We start from the raw sequence: 23,984 nt of genomic DNA, 5'->3' as shown, positions 1-23,984 counted from the left end.
TCAAGCCTAAAGTTCTATAAAAAAGGAGGAATTTTCAAAATGTCTGTTACTGATAAGGTGAATTCCGAAAATATTAAGCTTTCTAAGTTCAAAAAAATAGGGTATGCTTCTGGTGACGTTGCAAATAATTTTAGTTGGTCATTGGTTTCTACCTATTTGATGTATTTTTGGACAGATGTTGCACTTATACCTGCTATACTTTGCGGTACTTTTATGCTGGTTTCTAAGTTATGCGATGCGGTGTTTGATCCTATTTTAGGTGCAATAGCTGATAGAACTAAATCAAAATGGGGCTGCTACAGACCATGGATTCTATTTGCATGTATCCCTATGTTGTTGTTAAATATTATGTGCTTTACCGTATTACCTTCGCAATCTGCATACACAAGAGCATTTTATTGTTTTGCGTGTTACTTAATGTTAGTACTTGTCTATTCATGTGTAAATGTTCCTTATTCTGCAATGCCAGCAACTTTAACCAGAGATGGAGATACACGATCTAGTCTTTCTAGTTATCGTATGACTGGTGCATTTATTGCAACATTGCTTCTCTCACAGCTTGTTCTACGTGTGGTTCAATGGGTTGGCGGAGGAAATGAAGAAAAAGGATTTTTTTGGGCAGCAGTCATTTTCTCATGTATAGCATTACCATTATATATCTTCTGTTTTAAAACAACTAAAGAGGTTGTAGAGGTAAAGGTAGAAAAGGTAAGTTGGAAAGATGTAATTAAGGTGTTAAAAGGCAATACCCCTGTAATGATTTTAGTGGTTTCATTTGTATGTTGGGGCTTTTATGAGGCAGCAGGTGGCGCGGTAAGAATGTACTATTTTAAATATTATGTAGGCAACGATAAATTATTTATGCTGAATTCTGGATTAATGTTCTTAGGACGTGTTATAGGAACATTTTCATTAGCATATCTAGTAGCTAAAGTAAATAATAAGAGAACACTTCCAATGATTGGGTTTACCTTTTCTGGTATTCTTATGATTATCATGAACTACTTACCAGTACACACTGCCGTGGGACTTAATCTATATCATGGGCTTACTTTTTTGACAGGTATTGGAGGAGGCCTTGGTATCGCTTCTCTATTTGGTATGGTACCAGATACAACAGAATATACCCAATATAAGTATCATCAACATGCAGCTGGTTTTTTATCTGCATACATTAATTTTGCATTTAAACTAGGTATGGCAATCTGTACAGCAGTTATTGGCTGGGTACTAGGAGCTTTAGGGTATGCAGCAAATCAGGTTCAGAGCATAAAGGTTATGACAGCGATAAATGTTAGCATGAATTTAGTTTGTGGCATTGCGTTACTAGGAGCAGGTATCATATTGTATTTCTATACTATAGATAAGAAAACACATATACACATGATTGAAGAGATAAACAAGGCACAATAAAAACTTACTTCAAAAGAAAGAGGCATAGTGTTTTTGAAACTGAAAAAATTTGTAGTAATATGCAGTATACACAAGGCTATTAAAAGTTATATTAAGCAGGTGAAATATATGAAAATAGGAATTTTAACAAGTGGAGGAGATGCTCCAGGAATGAATGCTGCTATTAGAGCAGTAGTAAAATCTGCAAATTATAATAGCATAGAAGTTTTGGGCATAAAATATGGATATAAGGGCTTGATAGAAGAAGATATAATAAAATTAGATAATTTAGATATAGATGGTATTGCAGAAAAAGGAGGAACTATACTAAAAACGGCTAGATGCCTAGAATTTATGGATGAGGGTGGAAGAAAAAAAGCTTTAGAGACATTAAAAAAATTTGAAATAGATAGTGTGGTTGTAGTTGGAGGAGATGGATCTTTTCAAGGGGCAGAAGAACTTAACAAATTAGGGGTAAAAGTTGTAGCATTACCAGGAACTATAGACAATGATTTGGCTTATACAGACTATTGTATAGGGTTTGATACAACCTTAAATACGGTTTTAGAATGTATAGGTAAAATAAGAGATACAGATTCTTCACATGAAAAAACTACTATTGTAGAGGTAATGGGAAGGTATTGTGGTGATTTAGCTTTATATTCAGCTTTAGCTGGAGGAGGAGAAATAATATCTACTCCTGAAAGAAAATTGGATTTTAATACTATATGTAATAAATTGAGTAAAAACATAAGCAAAGGAAAAAATGATAACGTGATAATAATAACTGAAAGAATGTATGATATAGAAGAACTTCAAAAGTATATAGAAAAAAGACTAAAAATTAGTATAAGGAACACTGTTTTAGGATTTATACAAAGAGGAGGAAATCCATCTGCTTTTGATAGAGTATTAGCGAGTAAAATGGGGGTTAAAGCTGTAGAACTATTGATGAAAGGTTTTGCAGGAAGGGCTGTTGGAATTAAGGATAACAAAATAATAGATGTAGATTTCAGCAAGGTAAATAGCAAAAATACTGATAAACAAAAGGAATATGATTTATTAAAGTTGCTCCTATAGATTTCCATAATGAGTTTAGAAATAGCAGTTAAATATAAAGTATCACATAGAACTGATATGCATTTAAAAAAAAATTAGAGGCACATTGAGAAAGTACTGCCTCTAAATTCTTTAAGAAAGTAATCGCATTTTCTTACTTTTTTTAAACGTGGTAATGTAATTATTGCCATGTATTTATTTGTTTTACGTACATAGTCCTTGAAAAGCAAAAGTAAATTGTCTGAAGTAGAAAATAAATTCCTACTATGATCATTAAATAAAGGCTAAGGCTTGTTTGTAATATGTTGCTTAAAGCCTTTATTGCAAAACTAGTATGAATAAAGGATACTGCAAAAGGTAGAAAGAACATTATAAAGCATTGAGTACTTACTATTTTCTTTATTTCATCTACAGACATTCCCATTTTTTTAAGAGCTGTAAATTCATGCTTATCATTTTGAATTTCATTAAATAATTTAAAGTATATTATGCTGCAGGTTGCTATGAAGAACAATACTGAAATAAAGGTTCCTATAAAGAAAAATGTAGACATAACTTCCATCATTTTAGAAAAGCTTAACACTCTTTCAGAAAAGCTGCTTTTCATTTCCTTTGGAATTTCATTCTTTATCTTTGATACTGAGTTAACTGCTTTAAGTCCATTTTTTATAGTATAACCATAATAAACTTGAAGATTATCATCCTTAATATCAGCTTTAAGCTTGTTAAAGTCATCATCACTTACTACTGCGGTATTGGAGTTCTTGCTATCCTGATTAATTATTCCACCATTTATTTCATTTTTAAGCCTTAAGTTTATGGAAGTGCTTTGGGTATTTAATTTTAAATAATTTTTATCAGCAAATAATCCTGTATCTTTAGTTGCAATGACATTATGATAGTGAACAATTACTTCACCACTATTTAATTTAATAGTTGATTTCTTTTGCTCATTTGCTAAAGTGTTGTAATCAGTATTGGACATAATATAGAAATCTTTTTTATTGATCAGTTCTTCAAAATTTGAGTGCTTATTTGAAGATAAATCATTGTTAGTTGCTTTTATAAGTATAATTTTATTTTTATATTTTATTTCATTTCCATAGGATTTAAAAATTTTTTCTACTTCTTTAGGAGATATTACATTGTGTGTATTTAATCCATTTTCAATAAAACTTATATCCTGTGGGTAGTCTATTATAGTTTGTTTTTGTACAGTTTTTTGAAATGAGTATACACTTGCAGAAGCTGTCAAGGTTACAGCTGAAAGTATTGAAACAGCAAATAGTATTTTTGTATTGTCACTAAGTTTATATATTATTTGAGATAATGTTATCATATTGATGCCTTTATAAAAGATTTTATTATTATTTTTAAGTTTACTTGTAATATATATGCTGAATTGAGAGTATAGCATATAGGTGCCAGTTACTACTACAATTAAAATAGGGAACATAGTGAGTACAATAGCCTGACCTGAAAAAACTGCTAAAATATATCCAAAGCCAATTAATATTATAGATAAAATTGCTTTTTTACTAGAAAATTTAGGTACTGGCTTTGCAACCCGTGAGCCTTTTAAAAGCTCTATTATGTTATTGCTTTTTATTTTATAGCTTGATCTAAAACAAGTTATTTGAAACAATATTAAAAAACATACTGAAGTTAATATTACTGCTTTAATTGATATTGTAAGAGGAATTTCAGCATTTAAAATCAAAATAGCTGAAATTGACATAAAAAATAATTTAGAAAAAAGAGTACCAAGTATAATTCCTGTACTTATAGAAAATAAAGAAACAATTAAGTTTTCAAACATAACATAATTTCTTACTTGGCTTCTTGTCAGTCCAAACATTGATAAAAGCCCAAATTCTTTTTCTCTGGATTTTAAAAAAGTTGATATAGAATAGTTAGTAAATACAACTGTGAATATGAGTATTACAAACTCACAAAGATAAACTGTTTCTGTCATAATTGCGCCGGCTTGCCCCATGTTTTTTAAACTAGAAGCCTTAGGACTTAAAAGAAAATTTGCAAATATGAAAAATACCATAACTACAAAGGTATTACTTAAATAGTACATTATAAATTTATTTAAATTTCCTTTTATGTTTTTAACAGCGATATTATGCAATGTCATTATAGTGACCTCCTATTAAAGTAAGTGAATCCATGATTTCCTTGAAGAAAGCTTGGCGATTACCTCCTTTTACAATTTCTAAAAAGAATCTTCCATCCTTAATCATTATTATTCTTTTACAAAAGCTAGCTGCAAAAGGATCATGAGTAACCATCATTATAGTTGCTTTTCTTTCATTATTTAAGTTAGTCAAAGATTCCATAACATCCTGAGAAGCTTTAGAATCAAGATTTCCAGTGGGTTCATCTGCAAGTATTATAGATGGATTGTGAATTAGTGCTCTTGCACAAGCGGCCCTTTGCTGCTGGCCACCTGAAGTTTCATAAGGTCTTTTATCTAAAATCTTTTTTATATTTAAAAGTGAAGCAATATCATCTACTTTTTTTTCTATTTCATGAGTATTTGTTTTGTTGAGTACTAAAGGAAGTATTATATTTTCCTTTATTGATAGGGAATCTAGTAAATTAAAATCTTGAAATATAAATCCAAGTTCCTTTCTCCTAAATAGTGCAGCTTTCTTTTCATCAAGTTTTTCTGGATTAACCCCTTTTATGAAAAGCTCTCCTGAAGTTGGAGTATCTATTGTTGCAAGAATATTTAAAAGAGTGCTCTTTCCACTTCCAGAAGGGCCCATAACTCCAACAAATTCTCCTTCATCGATGCTAATATTAAATTTATCAAGGGCTTTTACTTGTAAGCTTCCTCTTTTATCACCATAAATTTTACTTATATTTTCAGCCTTTAATACTGACATGTTATCATTCCTTTCATCTCATAATATTATCATTCTTTTAGATGAGAAATATCTTGAACTTTATCCGATGGCTACCAGCCGTAATACCCCCATCTTCTTATAAAGTGGGTGATATTAGAACTCTTGAGCTTCAGCGATTTAGAGTTCTTATGCTGTGCATAACGGCTGCTACGCCCCTGGATAACGATTTCTAAGTTTCAGATGGAGAAAAGACTCCACCTGAAACCAAGAACTCTGTTTATGTATATATTATAAAAAAATTAGAGAAATCAATGTATCGATTTCTCTTTCAAATACAATTTTAATCTTACAATATTGAAAGATTAAAATTTAAACAAGTTTTTACCCTTGAAAAATACAATAGAAAAGGTGGAACCTTTGCCTTCTTCTGATTCTACAAGAATTTCATGACCAAGTTTATCACATATTTTCTTGGCAAGATACATTCCCATGCCTGTAGATTCATCACTTTTTCTTCCATTTTTACCTGTAAAGAAAGCATTAAATACTCTACTTAGATCTTCTTTTGGTATACCTATTCCTTCATCACCTATGGATAATATAATTTTTGAATTTTCAGCTTTGATTTTAAAGGTAATGTACTTGTTGTCCTGAATTTTCAGCTTTGAATATTTTATAGCATTTATAATTATTTGATTTATTACAAAGTAAATCCACTTTTTATCTGTTTCTACTGTTACAGCTGCATCAGTTGTAATTTTAGGAAATACATGGTTCCTTATGAGAGATTTTTTATTGCCATTAATAACTTTTCTAATGATAGATACTATATTTAAACTTTCTACATTAAAATCCAGATTAAATTCATTAACTCTTGCATTACAAAGCATCATATCAAGACCATGAGATAACTTTTCATTTTCTTCTAATATACTGTCAAATACAGCTCTATTATCTTCATTTATTTCATCTTGAAGTATGAGATTCATAACAGATACAGGAGTTTTCATTTGATGTACCCACTTATTTATAAAATTTATGTATTCTTTGTGTGTTTCTTCATATTTTATAGTTCTTTCACTGTAGATTTTATAAGTTTTAAGTAGGAGCTTTTTAAACATTTCCTGCTCATGAGTGCTGCAATTACCTATATTAAGTATGTTATCTAAATCTTCCTTTGCATTTAACATTACATTTAGCTGATTATAAAAATGTCTATTTTTTAAATAATCATATATTAAAAATAGTATAAAAAAGATTATTGAAATTAACCAGGCGTAAAGTATGTTATTATTCATAAGTTCAATTTTGTTTATGATTAAAGTAAGATACATTACAAGTATAACTGCAGCAGTAGCTAAAAAATAAATTACTGCAAAAGGTATCTTATCCTTAAGAAAGTCTTTGAAATTCATTTATTTCACCTGCTTTGTTTTACCAATTAGGGACTATTTTATAACCTTGCCCACGCTTGGTTTCAATAACTTTAGTAATTCCAAGTTCTTCAAGCCTTTTCCTCACTCGGGTCATATTAACGGATAATGTATTGTCATCAACAAAGTCAATATCATTCCATAAAACTTCCAGTAATGTTTCTCTTGAGACAATTTTATTTGCATTTTTAATTAGAGAGTATAAAAGTTGAAATTCTTTTTTGCTAAGTTCTATTTTTTTACTTTGGTACTCTACTACGTTTTGATTTAAATACAAAAAAAGTCCATTTGATTCAAATACTTCACTGCTGCTGTTTTCTGAGTAACTTCCATAAACTCTTCTTATAACTCCTTTTATCTTTGCAATGAGTACATCATAGGAAAAAGGTTTGGTTATATAATCATCTCCTCCATTTTCAATGGCCATAACTTGATCCATATCAGAATTTCTAGCTGAAAGAAATATTATAGGAACATTAGATATTGTTCTTATATCTCTGCACCAGTAAAAACCATCATATAAGGGTAAGTTAATGTCCATGAGAACAAGATGGGGGTTATTTTTAATAAATTCAGTTTTTATATCACAAAAATCATTTACACAGCAAGTTTGATATCCATACTTTTTAAGATGATTTCTTATAAGACTATTTAATTTTTTATCATCTTCAATTAACATTATATTGTACATTCAATACACCTCTTAAAAGTAATGTTGCTTATTTCCATTTTATCATAATATAATATAATTAATAATTCATTTTTTGCTGAAACAAAATAGAAGAATTAAGAAAGGATGCTTAAATAATGATAGAACAAAAAAATAAGTATAAGGTTATTTTTATAACATTAGTTTCTGCAGTACTTTTTTGCTCGCTAATAGTTATAAGTTCTCTTTCACCGCTTACTAATTCTGGGCCTAATGCAAATAAATTTAATTCTTTTGGTATGTGGTTATCTGTGGGTATTGTTTTATTATTGTATATAGTACCTTTAATCATTTATATATTAGGAATAAGAGCAGTGAGATTTGTAATGGCATTTGTTCTTGCCGTTGGAATATTATCAGATTTTTCATTAACGACAGTTGTCTTTATGTCTAGTTTATTTGCTAAAAATTTATTATATACATTAATAGGAGTTATTTGCATTGTTTCATTAATTGTAAATGCTATTTGGTTTTTAGTAGTATTTCGTTCATCATCAAAGTAAGGCAAAGTATGATTATACAAGGAAGGATAATTTAATGATAATTAATTCAGCAGCAAATTGTATATCGCTTTTAAGAATATTTCTTGCAATTATGATGTTATTTGTAAGACCTTTGAGTGAATTATTTTTTATAATATTTCTTGCTTGTCAAATTACTGATGTTCTTGATGGATATGTAGCAAAATTATTATTGGAGTGATAAAAATTGAGAGAAAAAATATTAGTAGTAGATGATGAAGAGGATATAATATCTTTTTTAAAAGATTCATTGGAGGAAGATGATTATGAAGTTTTTACTGCCTCTAGTGGTGAAGAAGCCCTGGAAAAAATAAAGTTTTATCCAGATTTAATATTACTTGATATTATGATGCCAGGTAAAAATGGATATGAGGTATGTAATGATATAAGAGATATAGTAAGCTGTCCAATTATTTTTTTAACTGCTAAAGGAGAAGAAAGAGATATAGTTAAGGGGCTTGCTTCTGGTGGGGACGATTATATTCAAAAGCCATTTAGTTTAAGACAATTAAAAGCAAGAATACATGCTCATTTGAGAAGAGAAAAAAGAAACGCAAATAATTCTGAAAAGGCCAATTTATACTTTAAAAATGTGAGTATAAACTTAAGAAATAGAGAAGTTTACTGTAATGGTCAGTTAGTAATTTTAACTAAGAAGGAATTTGATATAATTGAATTTTTGTCGGTAAATTGTGGACAAGTTTTTTCAAAGGAACAGATATACGAGAAAGTATGGGGGTATGATGCTGAAGGAGATTCAGCATCGGTAGCAGAGCATGTTAAAAAGATAAGACATAAGATTCAAAACTTTGATCCTGAAGAAGAATATATTTCTACTGTCTGGGGAGTAGGGTATAAGTGGGAAAAGTAAGACTATTAAAATTTTTACGAGCAGATAGGACTAAGCCAAAAACCTGGTTTAGTCTATTTTTTATGCAATAAACAGAGTTCTTGGCATCAGATGGAGCTTTAACTCCACCTGATGCTTATTAACAGGATTCTTAGTGCTTCAGCACTTAGAAGGCGTTATCCTTTAGGGAAAATCGTTATCCAGGGACGTAATTGCTCTTTACTCCTACTTGAAGAAGTGGGAGTATTAGAGCAAGTAGTCATCGGATAAATATAGGAACTTTAAGAAAACTTTAAAATTGCCTCTTATAATTACCTTGTGTTTAAAAAGTATTAGTAATTAGGAGGCATTAATTTATGTCAAGTGAAAAAATTGCAGTTAAAAATGTGAGCAAAAAGATAGGGAAAAAAACTATATTAGAAAACATTTCCTTCAATGTTTATGAAGGTGATATCTGTGGTTTTATTGGACCTAACGGTGCAGGAAAAACTACTATGATAAGAGTAATAACAAATTTAATTTCACCTACGGAAGGAGAAGTAACTATAAATGGAGCTAATATAGTCAAAGAAAGAAAAAATGCATTATTAAAACTTGGAGCAATAGTTGAAGAACCTATATTCTTTCCATATATGTCAGGAAGAAAAAATCTTCAGAACTTAGCTATGTTAAATCCAGGTATGTCAAAGTCTGAACAAAAAGAAAAAGTGGAGGAGGTTTTAAAGATAGTAGACCTTCAAGATAGGGGCTCAGATAAAGTTAAAACTTATTCCTTAGGAATGAAGCAGAGGCTTGGAATTGCACAAGCACTTTTAAACAATCCAGAAGTAATTATTTTAGATGAACCTGCAAATGGACTTGATCCAATGGGCATGAGAGATTTAAGAGAACTTATATTTAAGCTCCAAAAAGAAAAGAAAATAACCTTCTTTATATCGAGTCATTTGCTAGATGAACTTCAACAGCTTTGCAATAGATTTGTAGTAATAAACAAAGGAAAACTTGTATGGCAGGGAAGTAAGGATGAACTAGAATCCATGGGCAAAAGCGGTAGATTAGATGATGCCTTTATAAAATTAGTAAGTGGATGTTAGGAGGAAAACGTGATTATGAAACAATTATTTATTAGTGAATGGCAAAGATTGTGGAATAGGAAATCTACATGGATTTCATTTATGCTAATACCTCTGGCAATTATAATTGCTATAAAACACTATATTAAAACAGATGCTTTAATTACTCTAAATAGCCCTAAATATGTTTCTTGCTTAAATTTTCCAAGCGTAATCTTAAGAAACGAAAGCATATTGTTTTTTGATGTTATAGTAATCCTTCTTATTATCATGGCTGTAACCAGTGAGTATAGAGAAGGGCAAATGAGAATGGTAATGCTAAGAAGTTTTTCCTTTAGTGAAATTTTTAAAGTAAAGTATCTAGTTACATTGAGTACAGTATTTTTACTTTTAATTACGAATTTTATTTTAAGCAGCTTTTTAGGATATTTAGCTTTATCAAAACAGGAGGTTAAGTTTCCTTACTATTCAAATAAGTTTACAATAAGTGAAAGTATGATCTACAACATAAAATATTATATTATTGCCTTTTTAGTTTTAGCTGCTGTTATATCAGTTATTATGTGTATATCAATGATGTGTAAAACTACTATAGGTACACTTTCAGCTAGTTTAGCATTTATACTTGTATCTATAATTTTACCAGAGATATTTTCCTTTCTTATGGATAATGCTTCTCAAATATATAACATTTTATACTTTTCTTTTATTACAAGAATTCAATATATAGGGATAGAAACACTTTTGGCACAAACGCCCCAGCAAGTGGGGATAATATTTACATCCATTGCTTTTCACATAATTGTCTTTTATTTAATTGCACATAGTTTATTTAGTGATCAAGATTGTTATTGTTAGGAGGTAACACGAATATGAAAAGACTAATAGCTTCAGAATTTCAAAGAATGATTCAAAATAGAAGGAATCAATTATTAATAGTATTTTATTTAGGCATGATAATACTAAGCTGTATATTTAGGTATATAGCTCCAGGGGGGTCCTATGATTGTGTAAATTATAATGTAGATTTGAACAGACTTAATTTTTCACCTTTTGCATTTTATGAAATAAGAATAGAAGTGATGTATTTAATTTTACCTATTCTATTTATAACTTCAATTAATTATGAACAATCCATAGGCGCTTTTAGAATGTATGTAACAAGACCTTATAAAAAATATGAATTTATAATAAGCAAATGGATAGTATTAACTTTAAGTACATTTGTACTGATATTTATGACCTTTATAATAAGTACAATTTTTGGATATTTGTTTATGCCTAATGTATCAAGTGTAAGGTTTTATAAAATACAACAGGAATTTTCAATGTCTGGAGCACTTTTATACACTGCTAAATTTTTCATCATACAATTTATAATAGCTTTATGTGTCTTATCAATATCAAGCATTATTGGATTAGTAATAAGTAATTCTATAATTTCAATTTTAGCTGTTATAGCTGCACTTGTAGGTTTGGGCTTATATATAAAGCCCTTTGAGTTTTTAGATAAAACTACAAAATATGGTTTCCATGTTTTATCAAATACAGCTCCTATGAGTTTTTACATCACTTTAATAATCACCTTGCTTGGGGGATTACTTGTAAGTATATTTTTATGGCAAAAGAAAGATTATCTTTATTAGGAGCTGATTTTATTGAAAAAAATTATAATTATAGTGATTTCTGCGTTTATATTTATACTAATAGGTATTGAAATTAATAACCAATCTAGTAAATATAAATCAAATAAAGTTGTACAGGCTTTTAAAACTAAAGCGGTGAATTTAAAGACAGTAAAATATAATAGTGGTTTTGAAGACTTAATGCCTTTAAAAGCTATATTAAAGGATAAAAGAATTGTTGCTATGGGAGAAGCTACTCATGGAACTAAAGAATTTTTTCAGATGAAACATAGAATGTTTCAGTTCCTTGTGGAAGAAATGGGTTATAATGTTTTTGCTATGGAAGCTTCACAGGCTGACTGTATGGCAGTAAATGACTACATTTTAAATGGTAATGGCGACCCGAGTAAGCTTATAAAAAATTTGGGATTTTGGACTTGGGATACTAAGGAAGTTTTAGATATGGTAGAATGGATGAAGGAATACAATAAAACACATGAAAAGAAAATTAAGTTCTATGGTTTTGATATGCAGTCCAGCCATACAGCGGCTCAAAATATTATAAATTATTTAAACAAAGTTGATCCATCCTATGAAGCAAGTGTACATGAAGTACTTTCAAAGTTTAATGACAAAATATTAGATTATGGAGTAAAAAAACAGCTTCCAATTGATGGCATTAAGCAAATAAAAAATATTTTTGAAAAAAATAAAGATGAATATATAAAAAAGTCTTCAAAAGAACAATACGAGCTTTATATGCAAAATTTAAATGTCATATGTGAGTTTTATGATATGTTCGGCACAGGAGGCAGTGATTTTCAAAAAGAAACTAAAAGAGATAAATATATGGCGGAAAATGTAAAGTGGATTTTAGATCATGAAGGAGAAGACAGCAAGATAATGCTGTGGGCACATAATTTACATGTGTCAAAAGGAATAGACAAGTTTGGTAGTTCAAATTCAGATTATCCAGAAGGAAATGTAAAGAGAATGGGCTCAAACTTATATGATATGTATGGTAGCAAAATGTATGTTATTGGTTTTGAGTTTAATAAAGGTGATTTAATAGCCAACTATACAAATAAGGAAAATGGACAAACAGTTAATGGAAAATGTACCTTAAAAGCAGCAAAAGAAAATTCAGCAGCATACATCTTCTCTAAGGTAAATCCTATTTTTTTCATTGATTTCAACACTTGTAAGAAAAATAAATATGCAAAAAATATTTTGTCAAAACCTCAATATTGTCATGATATAGGTGCTGTTTTTCCTGGAGAAAATAAAAGCTTTGAATCTGAAATTTTAGACCTTCGATATGATGGATTGATATTTGCAGATACTACAAGTAGTGTAGAGCCTAACTAATTATATAGGAGCAGATTACATATGGGGAAATTAAATATAATAAAAAATATAACTTTTAAGAGACAATTTATGCTTTCAATTATTTCAGTAATTATATTAAGCATTTTTTTTACCTTGGCAGGTTTGGTATTGCATATTCAGCTTATTAATAAAGGAGTAATATTAAGAGCAGGTTATTATAGTGATTTAGTACCTGGAATAAAACAATATATAAATAAGAATAAGGATAAAATATTAAATAAAGATTTTAAAAATAAACTTGAAAAAGTAATACCTACAGTTGGTATTGAATATGAGGTAGTAGATTCAGCTGGCAAACTTTCTTATGGTTATTTTAAAAAGCCTATTGCATCAGAAGTGCCTATAAGTAAAGAGCAAACAACCCAAATTAATGGACGGATAAATCCAGAAATTATAATGTCTATCCCTATTATAGATAACAAAGACTTAAAAGGAATGGTTATATTAAAATATTATATAAGATGTAGTGCTAAAAATCCTAACTTTAACTTTATTGCTAGGTATTCAGATACTTTTGTAATACTTTCCCCATTTGTGTATATCATAGTATTTAGTATATTTTTTGGCCGTAGATTTAACAAGAAATTAAATGTACCTTTAAAACAGTTAATGGAGGCTGCAGAAAGAACAAGAGTTAGGGACTTGGAGTTTAAGATAAGTTATGAAAATAATAATGAACTTGGAAAACTCTGCAAGTCATTTGAGGATATGAGAGTAGATTTAAAGAAGTCATTAGAAAACCAGTGGAAAATGGAAGAAGAGCGAAGAGAGGTAGTAAGTGATGTTGCACATGATTTAAAAACCCCCATTACAATTATAAAAGGGCATGTAGAGGGACTTTTAGAAAGTAAGAAATTGAATGAGGACAAGCTATATAGATATTTAAATTTAATAAACAGAAATATAGATAGAATGTCCAATCAAGTTCAAAGAATAAATTTACTAACTAAGATTGAAAATGAAACTTTTAAGCTAAGTGATAGTGAATGTGATTTAATAGCTTATATAAACGAAAAAAGTATGGATTATGATGTACTAACACAGGGTAAAAAAGTAAAATTTGTATGCAATATTCAAGATTTGAGAAGTTCTAATGATCTAATAAAAATGGATACTTATGTATTGTCAGAAATACTTGATAACTTAGTTTCCAATAGTTTAAGGTTTACTAAAGAAGATGGAAGAATAACTTTAAATTTAAAGTTAAATTCAGATAAAGTGATTTTTTCTGTTTGCGATACTGGATGTGGATTTTCAAGAAAAGATTTAGAAAATGTATTTAAAAAGTTTTATGAAGGGGATGAATCCAGATCAAAGGAAAAAGGACATTCAGGTTTAGGACTTTATATTGTCAAAACTTTGGTAGATAAATTAGGAGGTGCTGTTGAAGTTAAAAATAATGATGAAGGTGGAGCTGAAGTCAAAGTTTGTATACCTATAAAAAATCCAAATAAAAGAGCATAATAAAAGAATTATTTATCTAGCAGTGATTTAACTTTTACATTAGTATCTGTTTTTGAAAGTGGAGTATTGACAATTAATTTTAAGTTTGAACTATCAGAAATATCAAAACTGTTAAATTCAAAAGTCATTGTACCCACAATTGGATGGTTGATTTTTTTATGAATTTCACTTTTTATCTGTACATTATGTTTTGACCAAAATAGATTAAATTCTTCATTTCTGCTCTCAAGATCATGGACAAAGTTAACTATCCAGGGATCATCAATATATTTTGCATAATTTGAACGAAACCGAGATATTATTCCTTGGGAGGTAGATTCCCAATCTATAAACAAATTTTTATAATCAAAATTGTTGAACATCATCCATACGATATTTCTCTGGGTTACTTGGATTTTATTAAAGTCTGCAAATACAACACTTGCTGCTTTATTCCATGCGATAACATTCCATCTTGCATCCATGATATAAGATGGACTTAATATTAAATTATCTAATACATGCTGGAGAGATGTATTTACAGTTGATTGATATAAGGGGATAGCAGATGGAGGTACTTGCTTTGCGAGAGTATAAAGGTGTACTCTCTCCTGTTTATCAAGCATTAGTGCCCTTGACAGACTTTCTATAACTTCTGCAGAAACGTTTATAGGTCGTCCTTGTTCAAGCCATGTATACCAGGTTAAGCTTACGCCTGAAAGATATGCAACTTCTTCTCTCCTAAGACCTGGAGTACGACGTCTTAAGCCTTCTGGAAGTCCTACTTGTGATGGTGAAATTTCATTTCTCTTTATTTTTAAAAAGTCTCCTAGTTCTTCATAACGTTGTTCTTCCATATTTAAAATCCTCTTTCTATCCTATTATAATTTATACTAGTATAAATTAACTTCTATTACAATTATAAATGATGAGTTAATATATTTACAACAATATAGTTGGAGGAATATTAAATATGAAAATATTATTTTTAAATGGATCACCTAGGAAAAATAGCTATACGGTTGCTATAATGAAATGCATTGAAAAAGCAATTGACCTGAAGCATACTGTGGAATGGATACATGCATATGATTTAAATATAAAACCATGCCGAAGTTGTTTAAAGTGCAGACCTGATAGAATATGTGTTCTTTCAAAAGATGATGGGCATGATGTATGGCATAAAATTCGTTCTGCTGATGCAGTAGTTATTGGCAGTCCTACTTATTTTGGAAATATGTCAGGACCTTTAAAAACACTTATTGATAGGAATCTTACTGCTTTTGAAAAAATGGGTTCAAGTGGACTTGAAAAGCCTATTCCTCTTCACAAAGGTAAAAAGGCTGCTGTGGTTACAGCATGTAATTCCCCATTTCCAATTAGTCAGCTTATAAACCAAGGTGAAGGTACACTACAGGCTGTGGAAACGGTGGTTAAAGCTGGAGGATTTAGTGTAGTTGGCAGTATAATTTTAGATGGAGCAGGTTTTAGAAAGGGTATTCCATTAGAGATTCAGGAACAAGCAAAAGTTATCGGAGTAAATATACAATCATAATTAGATTGTATAAAATTTAAATTAGAAATGGATGAGAGCCTAAAATCCTTATTTGTAAGAATTTTAGGCTTTCATTTGTTAGTTATTTAAGAAAATATCTTTTGCAACTGAAACGGCATTTAGGACTCTTGGAAAACCAACGTAAGGGATGCACTGTAGAAAAACTTCTATAATTTCCTTTTTTGTTATCCCAACATTTAATGCACCATTAATATGAACTTTTAGCTGTTTTTCACATCCACCTAATGCAGTTAGTGCAGATAAAGTAACAAGTTCTCTCTGTTTTAAGTCAAATGTTGGTCTGGTATAAATATCTCCAAAAGCAAATTCAATAATGTATTTTCCTAAGTCTGGAGCAATATCTTTAAGAGATTCTACTACTTCTGTTCCCCCTGTTCCATCAACTTCCTTAAGCTTATTTGTTCCTTTTTCATATCTATTTTCCATAATTGAAATACCTCCTAATTTCATGATAGTATTATCATATATGATGGAGTTAACTCCATGTCAATAGAGGGAATCAAATTGAATTATTATATTGGAGAGTTTTCTAAAAAGATTGGTTTAAGTAGTGACACATTGAGGTATTACGAGAAACTTGGTTTAATTTATCCTGAGAGAAACAAGATTAACAGAAGAATATATAATGAAAAAGATGTAGAGTGGTTAAAGTTCATAATTCGTCTAAAAGAGACAAATATGCCAATTAAGGATATACAATATTATTCTAAATTGAGATATGAAGGAGACAAAACACTGGAAGAGCGATTAAAATTATTAGAAGAGCAAATGGACAGGTTAACTTTTGAAAGAAGTAAAATAGAAGATAATATACTGCATCTTGAGAAAAAAATCAATACATATAAGAAAATGATAGCTAAAACCAGGGTTCTAAAGTAGCAGATATTGTACGGTCCCATTATTAACACTTATACCTTCCGTTTAAAGCAGATGAAAAGAAATTATTATGTAAATAAGATATATAGGATTTCTCAAAGGCATTGTTCTTCAAGGTTAGAAAACAATATGCTATAATATACAATATATAATAAAAATTCCATTAAGGAGGTATAAAAATGAGTTCAGCTGTAAATAGTATTTCTAGTGGTAATTCTTATGCTTATCCTGTAGTAACAGATAGTAAAGAGAGCACCAATGATATGAAGAAATCAAAAAAAAGTAAACAAGTTATATCAGAAAAAGTAGGAAAATATTATTGTACATATGTAGTAGATGAAAGTAATAATAAGCATTTAATAAGTAAGATTCCTATTGATAAAATGGAAAAGCAAAAATCATCGCAAAATTTAACAGGGTATGATGCAACACAATATTGCTTATCTGCTTTATCAGGTAAAAATCATATGTCTATCGACCATAAGGCAAAAAAACAAGGTGCTAATGAAACAGACTTATTACAATTAATGAATGTTTTAAAGGGAGGCACATTTTAAATTAAAGTTATACTTAACTGCTCTATATTTAACATAGGGTAGTTAAGTATAACTTTTTGTTGAATGACATCATTCATTATGGTATTATATATTTACTGAATGATGTCATTCAAAATGAGGAGGAAAAAATGAGCAGGACAGTTAAAGAACCAGAAGAGAGGAAAAAAGATATATTAAAAGCAGCACAAGTGTTGTTTAGAGAAAAAGGTTATGAAAAGACAGTAATAAGTGACATTGTAAAATTAGCAGGTATAGCTCAAGGTACATTTTATATTTACTATAAGTCCAAAGAGGATGTTTTTCTTGCAGTACTTGAAAATTTATCAGAAGAAAGAATTGGGAAAATTATTGATATTCAAAAACGAGAAGATCTAAATGCAATTGAAAAGTTAAATTTAATTGCAAAAATTGAATTTAACTTAGATAGAAGACAAGATGATTTGTTTTTAGAGCTTCATACTGAAAAAAATGCTGGGGTTCACCAAAAATTTATTATAAATTCTATAAATAAACTAATACCTGTTTATGCTTCAATTATAGAACAGGGAGTAATTGAGGGAGCATTTAATACTAAGTATCCAAAAGAAGCTGCAGAGTATATGCTAGTAGCTACTGGATTTATGTTTGATCCTGGAATTTTCCATACAAATCTTGAAGATTTAAAAATAAAGGCTAAAGCTGCTGAAGATATAGCTGAAAGAATACTAGGAGTACATAAAGGAATTTTAAATATACCCAATATTAACCAATTAGTGAAGGGAGAAAATTAATTATGAAGGTAATTTTTAAAGATGACCAATTTTCATTTCAAGTACTGAGGCTTCTTGGAGGAGCTGTTTCTGGAGCTTCTGATATAGGAGAAGTTATTTCAACTGCAAACAAGATAGTAGAAGGAGATTTTGAAAGCTGGTGCAGGGAATGGACTAAACTTGCAAAGAGAATTCATGAATTTGCAGACAAATGCTATTTGGAAGGCCATTTAGTTAGTGCAAAGCAGGCATATCTCAGAGCTTCTAACTATTATAGGACAGCTGAATTTTATTTGCATGAGAATCCAAATGATCCAAGAATAAATGAACTCTATGATGCAGGTATTAAATGTTTTTCCAAGGTTATGAAATTAAACAAACCTGTTATAGAAGCTGTTAAAATACCATACGAAAATACAACACTTCCAGGACATTTTTATTATGAAGGAGATGAAAAAAGACCTGTTTTAGTTCTTGTGAATGGATTTGATGGAACTAAAGAAGAATTTTATGGAATGGCAATGTCAGCCTTAGCAAGGGGTATGAACTTTTTTACCTTTGAAGGTCCTGGACAGGGAGAAGCTGTGAGAAAGCAGCATTTATTCTTTAGATATGATTATGAAAAAGTTGTAACACCTGTAATAGATTATCTAATTTCAAGAAAAGAGATAGATTCAAATCGTATTGTGCTTATGGGAGAAAGTTTTGGAGGATATCTTGCCCCAAGAGCGGCAGTATATGAAAAACGTATAGCAGCCTGCATTGCTAATGGAGGGGTATATGATTTCATGGGCTTCAGGAGACCTTCTAATTTTTCAAGGGAAGGTTTTTTCGAATATGTGCGTAATAATCCAGAAGAAGTTAATAACAGTATGTATGAAGAGATGAAAAAAAGTTCAGCGATTAAGTGGTCAATTTCAAATGCAATGTATGTATTTGATGCAAAGACGCCTGCTGAGTGCTTCCTAAAAACAGAAAATTATTACCTTAAAGGAATAGCAGAAAAAATTGATTGTCCTACACTTGTTATTGATACTGAAAATGAAGGATACTTTAAAGGACAAGCTAAACTTCTCTATGATGATCTCAAGTGTAAAAAGGATTTTATGCTTTTTACTAAAAAAGAAGGTGCTGAAGAACACTGCCAGGTTGGAGCTAAGTTAATTGCAGGTGAACGTATTTTTAACTGGATTGAGACAATAATTAATAAAAAACATTAGAATATGGAGTATATATTTTAAGAAAAGAGTGTACCATGAATGTTCTTATTTTGATATTTATATGATATAATGTTCATAATTTAAGGAAAGGTGTGACATAGTATGCTTAAAGTTGTAGCAAAAGCTTGTGTTAAAGTAGGTGAAACAGAAAAATTCAAGAAACTTTCTTCTGAATTGATTACAGAAAGTTTAAAAGAAGAAGCTAATATATCTTATAATTTATATGAAGATATTAGTAATAAACAAATTCTAACTTTTATAGAAGAATGGAAGGATGAAGATGGTTTGACTAGACACATGAAGTCACCTCATTTTGTAAGAATAATGGCACAGCTTGCAAAAATTCAAGAAAATGATATGGATATAAACGTATATACTAATTGTTTCTAATCCAAATTATTTATTGACACAAAGAATAGAATTACAACATAGAACTTATTAGCATGGAGTTTCTATATAAAAACCTCATTTGTATAAATTTTTAACTATATGAATTTATACAAAGTGAGGTTTATTTCATATGCAAATTTTTAATAAAAACTATACATTTGAAAAATAATACTAATAGTAAGAATTTTGATTAAAAAAGGAGAAAACTGATGAAATTTGTAAAAGGAATATTGCTAATTTTTAGTATTATAATTATTTCTAGCAGCAATATAGGGTATGCCTCAGTACGTTTGAATAATAAAAATAGAAAAGTTACGTTTAATGAAATACTTTCTACAAGTAAAAAATATCAAGCTTTGGGAAAATTTCAATCTGCCATTAAAGGATATAATTCAATACTAAAGAGTGAGGCACCAAGGCATATTAAAAATGAAGTAATTGTCTATAAGAAACTAGCTGAGGTAAAAAAACCAATTTCCACAAAATATAGATATTGTCCAAATTTTATTCAACTAGTGTCTAAATCAAAAGAGGAGTATAAGTTAAAGGGATATTCAGTTGAATTAAGTCATTATTATAGTCCTTATAAGTGCTATTTTGATTGTGAAAAGAATAATGATGAAAACTGTGCTGATTTTAAGTTTGATTTAAATAATATACCTATGCGTAAATATAGTGGTAAGTTTTATTATAATCCTGTATCAGTAGAATTATATGCATTGTCTATGTATGGTAAATATATAAATGGAAATGATACAAAAAAGAGTTTTTTAAACTGTGCTGATTTTTTAGTTAATTACATGGATAAAAAAGGTGCTCTAAAATATAATTTTGCATACAATCATTATGAGGACTTGAAACCTGGATGGACATCGAGTATGGCACAAGGTCAGGCTTTAAGTGTATTTGAAAGGGCGTTTAAAATAACAGGAGATAAAAAATATATAGAAGCTGGAAATAAGGCTTTAAAGTATCTCATTACACCTGTTTCAGAAGGAGGTGTAATGGATACACTGGAGGCATTGGACCCGAATTTAGGAAACAAGGTATTTTTTCAGGAATATGTAAATACTACTAGTTCATATACATTAAATGGATATATTTTCACTTTAATGGGATTATATGATTGGTGGCACGTTAAAGAAACTCAAAACAAGTACTATTCTAATATTGCTTATGAGTATTTCAATAAGGGGATTGACAGCCTTAAATGTATTTTGCCTTACTACGATATTGGAGGTTTTACGAGTTATGATTTGTACTATATAACAAACAATTCCAAACCCAATAGTGCAGGATACTATCATTCTGTACATGTAAAGCAGCTTGACACAATATATTATATTACCAAAGACAAGTATTTTAAGGATATGAGAGATTTATGGAATAGTTATGTTACACTGATATAAAATAATATTTTTACTGATTTGTGAGTTTCATCTAAGATATCTGTAATTTTACTTTTAGCTTCGATTCCTCTTACAGAAATTCATTTAAGAAAATTGTTTGATAAAAATGGAATGAAAAGAATATAAAAGTTACGTTGAATATAATGGCTTATTGTTATAGATAATAAGCTAGAGGTGATACTAATGGTTAATAAGCGTAAAGTTAAGGATAAGCAATATGAAAAGATGGGAATAAGAAAAAATTCACAAGGAGACTTTGAATATATAAATCCTGAAGATAAAACTAAATCCAAATATAATTCTGTTAAAAAGAGTTAAATTATAGAATAGGGGCTTGCTGTACTAATAAGCTTTATCATATCAAAAAAATGGAGCTATAGTCTAATATAGCTCCATTTTTTTATGAATCTTATGTGCCAAATATTTACAAAACAAAAATTAATTTTCTTATTTTTATTCTTTTTTGTAATATATAGCAGGAAAATCTAAATTATTGTAAAACTTATAAATTAAAACATTATAGGAGGTATATGAAAAATGAAAAATTTAAAAGAGAATTTCTCAAATAAAAGTATGAAAATGGTAGGTTATTTGTCTTTGTTTCTGGCAGCATTAGTTATAACTCCAGCATCATCAGGTTCCTGCCATCAACCCAAATGTCCTGATGAACTTTTGAAGTAATATACTAACTTATGATTTTTTATAAACATTAAAAATATTAATTTATAATGTTTATAAAAAATCAAATTAAAAAACAAAGGGGATAGTATATGGTTATTATAAGAGAAATAGTATTAGATATTATAGAAGCTTTACTTATTTTAGGTATTTTTGAAGCACTATGTGATAAGAAAAAATTTATAATTCAAAATAAAGTTAGGTCAGGATTATTTTGTATATTGTTTATTCTTGGCACTTATTGGAGTACATTGTATATTCCTTTGGCTTATCATTCACTGATTCTTGTAATATTTGACATTTTATTACTAGCATGGATTACAAAAATAAAAATTTTTGATTCTACAGTTATAGTTTCTTTATTTTTTACAATAATTCTTAGTACAGAATTTTTTATTCAAATTATTGAAATGTTTGCATATAACATAGTTTTAAATCAAACTGTTTTAAAGCCTATATATTTTTGGTTTACAATAATAATTTCTAAAGTATTACAAATTTTTATTGTAGCTATGATTTTTAAATTTAATTCCTATTTTGTTAAACTCAAAATATTTGAAAAAGAAGGTGTCGTTTTTTCTAACTTAATAATTGAATCAGGAGTAGTTACTCTCTTTGCATTTTGTATTAACTTTAGCATTCTTAATATAAAAAATATACAAATATATAATATTTTAATTTTTACCGTATATTTTGTATTTCTAATCTTTAAATTCAAAAACTTAAAAGAAAAACAAACACTTGTAAATATAAATGCTAAGTATAAAATTAAAAAAAGCCAAATTAAAAACATGGAAGAAATAATTAGCATAATAAGGCAGGAAAAACATGATTTTGGAAATCATATTAATGTTATACAGGGATTATGTTTGTTAAACAAGCCTAATACTGTTGAAAGAATAAATGACTATGTGTTGAAAATTTCAGATACCGTAAAATCAACTTTTAAATACTTGAATACGGGAAATGATTACATAGATGGATTGCTGTCTATTAAAAACAATTATGCCATGAAAAATAATATAGACTTTGAAGTAATGATTGATGAACCCTTTGATTTGATAAGCATTAAACAGAATGAATTGATAAGTATAATAAGCAACCTGGTAGACAATGCTTTTGAAGCATTTCAATCTAAGACATATACAGATTATAAGGAGATAGCTGTCAGTACTTTTATAGAACATGAAGATTTTTGTATTGAAGTAGCTGATAATGGGGATGTCATTCCAGAGAACATGAGAAAAAAGATTTTTGATAGAGGATTTTCCACAAAAACCACTAAGAAAAGTGATCATGGCTTTGGCTTGTATATTATTAAGCAATTAGTTGAAGAAAATAATGGAAGAATATATGTGGAAAGTAGTCCTGAAATCACTAGGTTTTTAGTGAAATTTAAGATAGGAGGATAAATAATGGAACTATAACCTAAGACCGCTCTATTATTTATCTCTGAAAATTATAGATATCGAATTAGTATTTTTTGTTTTCAATTTTTAAATTTCCTATTTTTAGTGAAGATATAAATAATTTTGGCATTTGATAAATACATATGTAAATTATTGCAGCAAGAATAACTCCCCCAACAATATCTATAATTGAATGCTGTTTTATAAACACTGTAGAAGCACATATCAATATAGTAGCTATAAGTGATAAATTTTTAATTAAAGTTTTATCTTTTAATTTATAACAGTTAATTAATCCTATATGAACTCCAATGGAATTACAAACATGAATGCTTGGAAATACATTGTTTGTGCCATCATGGTCATAAATAAAATTAACTAGCCGAGAAAAAATATCTTTACCTGATACACTTGGTCTGGGAAATTGAGAATTTGGATATAGTATAAATATTATAAAGGAAATAGTCATGCTTAATGAAAGAAATAGCTCCATTTTATAGAAATCTATTTTTGATACAAAACCAAGATATACAAAACCAATAGACATATAAGCAAACCAGAAATAATATGCTAAAACGAATTCTTTCACAAAAGGTATTTTAGAATCAAGATAAGAATACATAATATGTTGAGAAACTATAGTTTTTTTTAGATATGCAAACCATAAGGTTAAAAATATAAATATAGTTAACGATAAAAAGTGGTTATATTTTTTATAAGTACTTTTTGCTAATAACATCATTTTCTTCCTCCCTGTTAATAATACCA

Annotated in this window: 27 protein-coding genes; 20 read left to right on the top strand and 7 right to left on the bottom strand. The window is 28.9% G+C overall.

All coding sequences use genetic code 11. The features are described 5' to 3' along the window. Positions 1-39: 39 nt before the first annotated feature. Positions 40-1,413, top strand: coding sequence for an MFS transporter (locus CLCOS_RS08215; RefSeq protein ID WP_063601074.1), 1,374 nt, complete (start codon positions 40-42; stop codon positions 1,411-1,413). 108 nt (positions 1,414-1,521) lie between these two features. Next, positions 1,522-2,472, top strand: coding sequence for a 6-phosphofructokinase (pfkA, locus tag CLCOS_RS08210; protein ID WP_063601096.1), 951 nt, complete (start codon positions 1,522-1,524; stop codon positions 2,470-2,472). A 160-nt stretch (positions 2,473-2,632) separates the two neighbouring features. Here pfkA and CLCOS_RS08205 read toward each other — a convergent pair whose 3' ends face one another. From CLCOS_RS08205 to CLCOS_RS08190, 4 genes are all read right to left on the bottom strand, one after another. Further along, positions 2,633-4,594, bottom strand: coding sequence for an FtsX-like permease family protein (locus tag CLCOS_RS08205; protein ID WP_063601075.1), 1,962 nt, complete (start codon positions 4,592-4,594; stop codon positions 2,633-2,635). Next, a complete protein-coding gene (locus CLCOS_RS08200) occupies positions 4,581-5,348 on the bottom strand; it encodes an ABC transporter ATP-binding protein (protein WP_013239225.1) in 768 nt (255 codons plus the stop codon). The genes CLCOS_RS08205 and CLCOS_RS08200 overlap by 14 nt, the downstream gene beginning before the upstream one ends. A 323-nt stretch (positions 5,349-5,671) precedes the next feature. Then, positions 5,672-6,724 carry a sensor histidine kinase gene (locus tag CLCOS_RS08195; RefSeq protein ID WP_063601076.1) on the bottom strand — a complete coding sequence of 351 codons (1,053 nt, stop codon included), beginning with the start codon at positions 6,722-6,724 and terminating at the stop codon, positions 5,672-5,674. A 19-nt stretch (positions 6,725-6,743) separates the two neighbouring features. Then, on the bottom strand, positions 6,744-7,433 hold the full coding sequence (locus tag CLCOS_RS08190; protein ID WP_063601077.1) for a response regulator transcription factor: 690 nt from the start codon (positions 7,431-7,433) through the stop codon (positions 6,744-6,746). A 116-nt stretch (positions 7,434-7,549) separates the two neighbouring features. On the opposite strand from CLCOS_RS08190, the gene CLCOS_RS08185 reads away from it, so the two are divergent. The 8 genes from CLCOS_RS08185 (at position 7,550) to CLCOS_RS08155 (ending at position 14,373) form a co-directional block, all read left to right on the top strand. Then, positions 7,550-7,954, top strand: a complete 405-nt coding sequence (locus CLCOS_RS08185; protein ID WP_063601078.1) for a DUF5391 domain-containing protein — start codon at positions 7,550-7,552, stop codon at positions 7,952-7,954. A gap of 34 nt (positions 7,955-7,988) precedes the next feature. Beyond that, positions 7,989-8,153 (top strand): CDP-alcohol phosphatidyltransferase family protein, encoded by a 165-nt coding sequence (locus CLCOS_RS21465; RefSeq protein WP_242866916.1) that lies wholly within the window; start codon positions 7,989-7,991, stop codon positions 8,151-8,153. 6 nt (positions 8,154-8,159) lie between these two features. Continuing rightward, the gene (locus CLCOS_RS08180) at positions 8,160-8,843 is read left to right on the top strand and encodes a response regulator transcription factor (protein WP_063601079.1); all 684 of its coding nucleotides are present in this window, start codon (positions 8,160-8,162) and stop codon (positions 8,841-8,843) included. A gap of 335 nt (positions 8,844-9,178) precedes the next feature. Continuing rightward, positions 9,179-9,916, top strand: a complete 738-nt coding sequence (locus tag CLCOS_RS08175) for an ABC transporter ATP-binding protein (protein ID WP_063601080.1) — start codon at positions 9,179-9,181, stop codon at positions 9,914-9,916. A gap of 15 nt (positions 9,917-9,931) precedes the next feature. After that, on the top strand, positions 9,932-10,753 hold the full coding sequence (locus tag CLCOS_RS08170; protein ID WP_063601081.1) for a hypothetical protein: 822 nt from the start codon (positions 9,932-9,934) through the stop codon (positions 10,751-10,753). Between the two features lie 14 nt (positions 10,754-10,767). Next, entirely contained in the window at positions 10,768-11,541 is a 774-nt protein-coding gene (locus CLCOS_RS08165) for an ABC transporter permease (RefSeq protein ID WP_063601082.1), read from the top strand. A gap of 12 nt (positions 11,542-11,553) precedes the next feature. Continuing rightward, the gene (locus CLCOS_RS08160; protein ID WP_063601083.1) at positions 11,554-12,888 is read left to right on the top strand and encodes an erythromycin esterase family protein; all 1,335 of its coding nucleotides are present in this window, start codon (positions 11,554-11,556) and stop codon (positions 12,886-12,888) included. A 21-nt stretch (positions 12,889-12,909) separates the two neighbouring features. Next, positions 12,910-14,373 carry a sensor histidine kinase gene (locus CLCOS_RS08155; RefSeq protein WP_192847900.1) on the top strand — a complete coding sequence of 488 codons (1,464 nt, stop codon included), beginning with the start codon at positions 12,910-12,912 and terminating at the stop codon, positions 14,371-14,373. 8 nt (positions 14,374-14,381) lie between these two features. Here CLCOS_RS08155 and CLCOS_RS08150 read toward each other — a convergent pair whose 3' ends face one another. After that, positions 14,382-15,209, bottom strand: a complete 828-nt coding sequence (locus tag CLCOS_RS08150) for a helix-turn-helix transcriptional regulator (RefSeq protein ID WP_063601084.1) — start codon at positions 15,207-15,209, stop codon at positions 14,382-14,384. Between the two features lie 116 nt (positions 15,210-15,325). Between CLCOS_RS08150 and CLCOS_RS08145 the strand changes: the two genes are divergently transcribed. Further along, positions 15,326-15,907 (top strand): flavodoxin family protein, encoded by a 582-nt coding sequence (locus CLCOS_RS08145; protein WP_063601085.1) that lies wholly within the window; start codon positions 15,326-15,328, stop codon positions 15,905-15,907. 78 nt (positions 15,908-15,985) lie between these two features. Here the strand turns inward: CLCOS_RS08145 and CLCOS_RS08140 are convergent, their stop codons facing one another. Further along, on the bottom strand, positions 15,986-16,354 hold the full coding sequence (locus tag CLCOS_RS08140) for a carboxymuconolactone decarboxylase family protein (protein WP_063601086.1): 369 nt from the start codon (positions 16,352-16,354) through the stop codon (positions 15,986-15,988). A gap of 78 nt (positions 16,355-16,432) precedes the next feature. Here CLCOS_RS08140 and CLCOS_RS08135 point away from each other — a divergent pair, with 78 nt between their 5' ends. The 9 genes from CLCOS_RS08135 to CLCOS_RS08105 all read left to right on the top strand — a co-directional run bounded on the left by CLCOS_RS08135 (position 16,433) and on the right by CLCOS_RS08105 (position 23,219). Then, the gene (locus CLCOS_RS08135) at positions 16,433-16,807 is read left to right on the top strand and encodes a MerR family transcriptional regulator (protein ID WP_063601098.1); all 375 of its coding nucleotides are present in this window, start codon (positions 16,433-16,435) and stop codon (positions 16,805-16,807) included. A gap of 176 nt (positions 16,808-16,983) precedes the next feature. After that, positions 16,984-17,361: a hypothetical protein gene (locus tag CLCOS_RS08130; RefSeq protein ID WP_063601087.1), complete on the top strand. Its 378-nt coding sequence runs from the start codon at positions 16,984-16,986 to the stop codon at positions 17,359-17,361. Positions 17,362-17,489: 128 nt separating this feature from the next. Next, positions 17,490-18,131, top strand: coding sequence for a TetR/AcrR family transcriptional regulator (locus CLCOS_RS08125; protein WP_063601088.1), 642 nt, complete (start codon positions 17,490-17,492; stop codon positions 18,129-18,131). Positions 18,132-18,133: 2 nt separating this feature from the next. Beyond that, on the top strand, positions 18,134-19,330 hold the full coding sequence (locus tag CLCOS_RS08120) for an alpha/beta hydrolase family protein (RefSeq protein WP_063601089.1): 1,197 nt from the start codon (positions 18,134-18,136) through the stop codon (positions 19,328-19,330). Positions 19,331-19,432: 102 nt separating this feature from the next. After that, positions 19,433-19,720, top strand: a complete 288-nt coding sequence (locus tag CLCOS_RS08115) for a putative quinol monooxygenase (RefSeq protein ID WP_023161905.1) — start codon at positions 19,433-19,435, stop codon at positions 19,718-19,720. Positions 19,721-19,929: 209 nt separating this feature from the next. Then, entirely contained in the window at positions 19,930-21,129 is a 1,200-nt protein-coding gene (locus CLCOS_RS08110) for a D-glucuronyl C5-epimerase family protein (RefSeq protein WP_082853538.1), read from the top strand. 183 nt (positions 21,130-21,312) lie between these two features. After that, positions 21,313-21,447 (top strand): hypothetical protein, encoded by a 135-nt coding sequence (locus CLCOS_RS22970; protein ID WP_023161902.1) that lies wholly within the window; start codon positions 21,313-21,315, stop codon positions 21,445-21,447. 219 nt (positions 21,448-21,666) lie between these two features. Further along, a complete protein-coding gene (locus tag CLCOS_RS21455; RefSeq protein ID WP_082853539.1) occupies positions 21,667-21,810 on the top strand; it encodes a cyclic lactone autoinducer peptide in 144 nt (47 codons plus the stop codon). Positions 21,811-21,899: 89 nt separating this feature from the next. Beyond that, positions 21,900-23,219, top strand: coding sequence for a sensor histidine kinase (locus CLCOS_RS08105; RefSeq protein ID WP_063601090.1), 1,320 nt, complete (start codon positions 21,900-21,902; stop codon positions 23,217-23,219). A gap of 61 nt (positions 23,220-23,280) precedes the next feature. On the opposite strand, the gene CLCOS_RS08100 is transcribed toward CLCOS_RS08105, so the two are convergent. Beyond that, the gene (locus CLCOS_RS08100) at positions 23,281-23,958 is read right to left on the bottom strand and encodes a phosphatase PAP2 family protein (RefSeq protein WP_082853540.1); all 678 of its coding nucleotides are present in this window, start codon (positions 23,956-23,958) and stop codon (positions 23,281-23,283) included. Between the last annotated feature and the right edge of the window lie 26 nt (positions 23,959-23,984).

Origin of the sequence: Clostridium coskatii, assembly GCF_001675205.1 — a bacterium.
GTDB lineage: Bacteria > Bacillota > Clostridia > Clostridiales > Clostridiaceae > Clostridium_B > Clostridium_B ljungdahlii.
This window is presented reverse-complemented; position numbering and strand designations above follow the sequence as displayed.

Excerpts from the sequence above, each read along its gene's own strand:
- CLCOS_RS08215 (WP_063601074.1), top strand. The coding sequence starts at position 40 with ATGTCTGTTACTGATAAGGTGAATTCCGAAAATATTAAGCTTTCTAAG.
- pfkA (WP_063601096.1), top strand. The coding sequence starts at position 1,522 with ATGAAAATAGGAATTTTAACAAGTGGAGGAGATGCTCCAGGAATGAAT.
- CLCOS_RS08205 (WP_063601075.1), bottom strand. The coding sequence starts at position 4,594 with ATGACATTGCATAATATCGCTGTTAAAAACATAAAAGGAAATTTAAAT.
- CLCOS_RS08200 (WP_013239225.1), bottom strand. The coding sequence starts at position 5,348 with ATGTCAGTATTAAAGGCTGAAAATATAAGTAAAATTTATGGTGATAAA.
- CLCOS_RS08195 (WP_063601076.1), bottom strand. The coding sequence starts at position 6,724 with ATGAATTTCAAAGACTTTCTTAAGGATAAGATACCTTTTGCAGTAATT.
- CLCOS_RS08190 (WP_063601077.1), bottom strand. The coding sequence starts at position 7,433 with ATGTACAATATAATGTTAATTGAAGATGATAAAAAATTAAATAGTCTT.
- CLCOS_RS08185 (WP_063601078.1), top strand. The coding sequence starts at position 7,550 with ATGATAGAACAAAAAAATAAGTATAAGGTTATTTTTATAACATTAGTT.
- CLCOS_RS21465 (WP_242866916.1), top strand. The coding sequence starts at position 7,989 with ATGATAATTAATTCAGCAGCAAATTGTATATCGCTTTTAAGAATATTT.
- CLCOS_RS08175 (WP_063601080.1), top strand. The coding sequence starts at position 9,179 with ATGTCAAGTGAAAAAATTGCAGTTAAAAATGTGAGCAAAAAGATAGGG.
- CLCOS_RS08170 (WP_063601081.1), top strand. The coding sequence starts at position 9,932 with ATGAAACAATTATTTATTAGTGAATGGCAAAGATTGTGGAATAGGAAA.
- CLCOS_RS08165 (WP_063601082.1), top strand. The coding sequence starts at position 10,768 with ATGAAAAGACTAATAGCTTCAGAATTTCAAAGAATGATTCAAAATAGA.
- CLCOS_RS08155 (WP_192847900.1), top strand. The coding sequence starts at position 12,910 with ATGGGGAAATTAAATATAATAAAAAATATAACTTTTAAGAGACAATTT.
- CLCOS_RS08150 (WP_063601084.1), bottom strand. The coding sequence starts at position 15,209 with ATGGAAGAACAACGTTATGAAGAACTAGGAGACTTTTTAAAAATAAAG.
- CLCOS_RS08145 (WP_063601085.1), top strand. The coding sequence starts at position 15,326 with ATGAAAATATTATTTTTAAATGGATCACCTAGGAAAAATAGCTATACG.
- CLCOS_RS08140 (WP_063601086.1), bottom strand. The coding sequence starts at position 16,354 with ATGGAAAATAGATATGAAAAAGGAACAAATAAGCTTAAGGAAGTTGAT.
- CLCOS_RS08130 (WP_063601087.1), top strand. The coding sequence starts at position 16,984 with ATGAGTTCAGCTGTAAATAGTATTTCTAGTGGTAATTCTTATGCTTAT.
- CLCOS_RS08125 (WP_063601088.1), top strand. The coding sequence starts at position 17,490 with ATGAGCAGGACAGTTAAAGAACCAGAAGAGAGGAAAAAAGATATATTA.
- CLCOS_RS08120 (WP_063601089.1), top strand. The coding sequence starts at position 18,134 with ATGAAGGTAATTTTTAAAGATGACCAATTTTCATTTCAAGTACTGAGG.
- CLCOS_RS08115 (WP_023161905.1), top strand. The coding sequence starts at position 19,433 with ATGCTTAAAGTTGTAGCAAAAGCTTGTGTTAAAGTAGGTGAAACAGAA.
- CLCOS_RS08110 (WP_082853538.1), top strand. The coding sequence starts at position 19,930 with ATGAAATTTGTAAAAGGAATATTGCTAATTTTTAGTATTATAATTATT.
- CLCOS_RS22970 (WP_023161902.1), top strand. The coding sequence starts at position 21,313 with ATGGTTAATAAGCGTAAAGTTAAGGATAAGCAATATGAAAAGATGGGA.
- CLCOS_RS21455 (WP_082853539.1), top strand. The coding sequence starts at position 21,667 with ATGAAAAATTTAAAAGAGAATTTCTCAAATAAAAGTATGAAAATGGTA.
- CLCOS_RS08105 (WP_063601090.1), top strand. The coding sequence starts at position 21,900 with ATGGTTATTATAAGAGAAATAGTATTAGATATTATAGAAGCTTTACTT.
- CLCOS_RS08100 (WP_082853540.1), bottom strand. The coding sequence starts at position 23,958 with ATGATGTTATTAGCAAAAAGTACTTATAAAAAATATAACCACTTTTTA.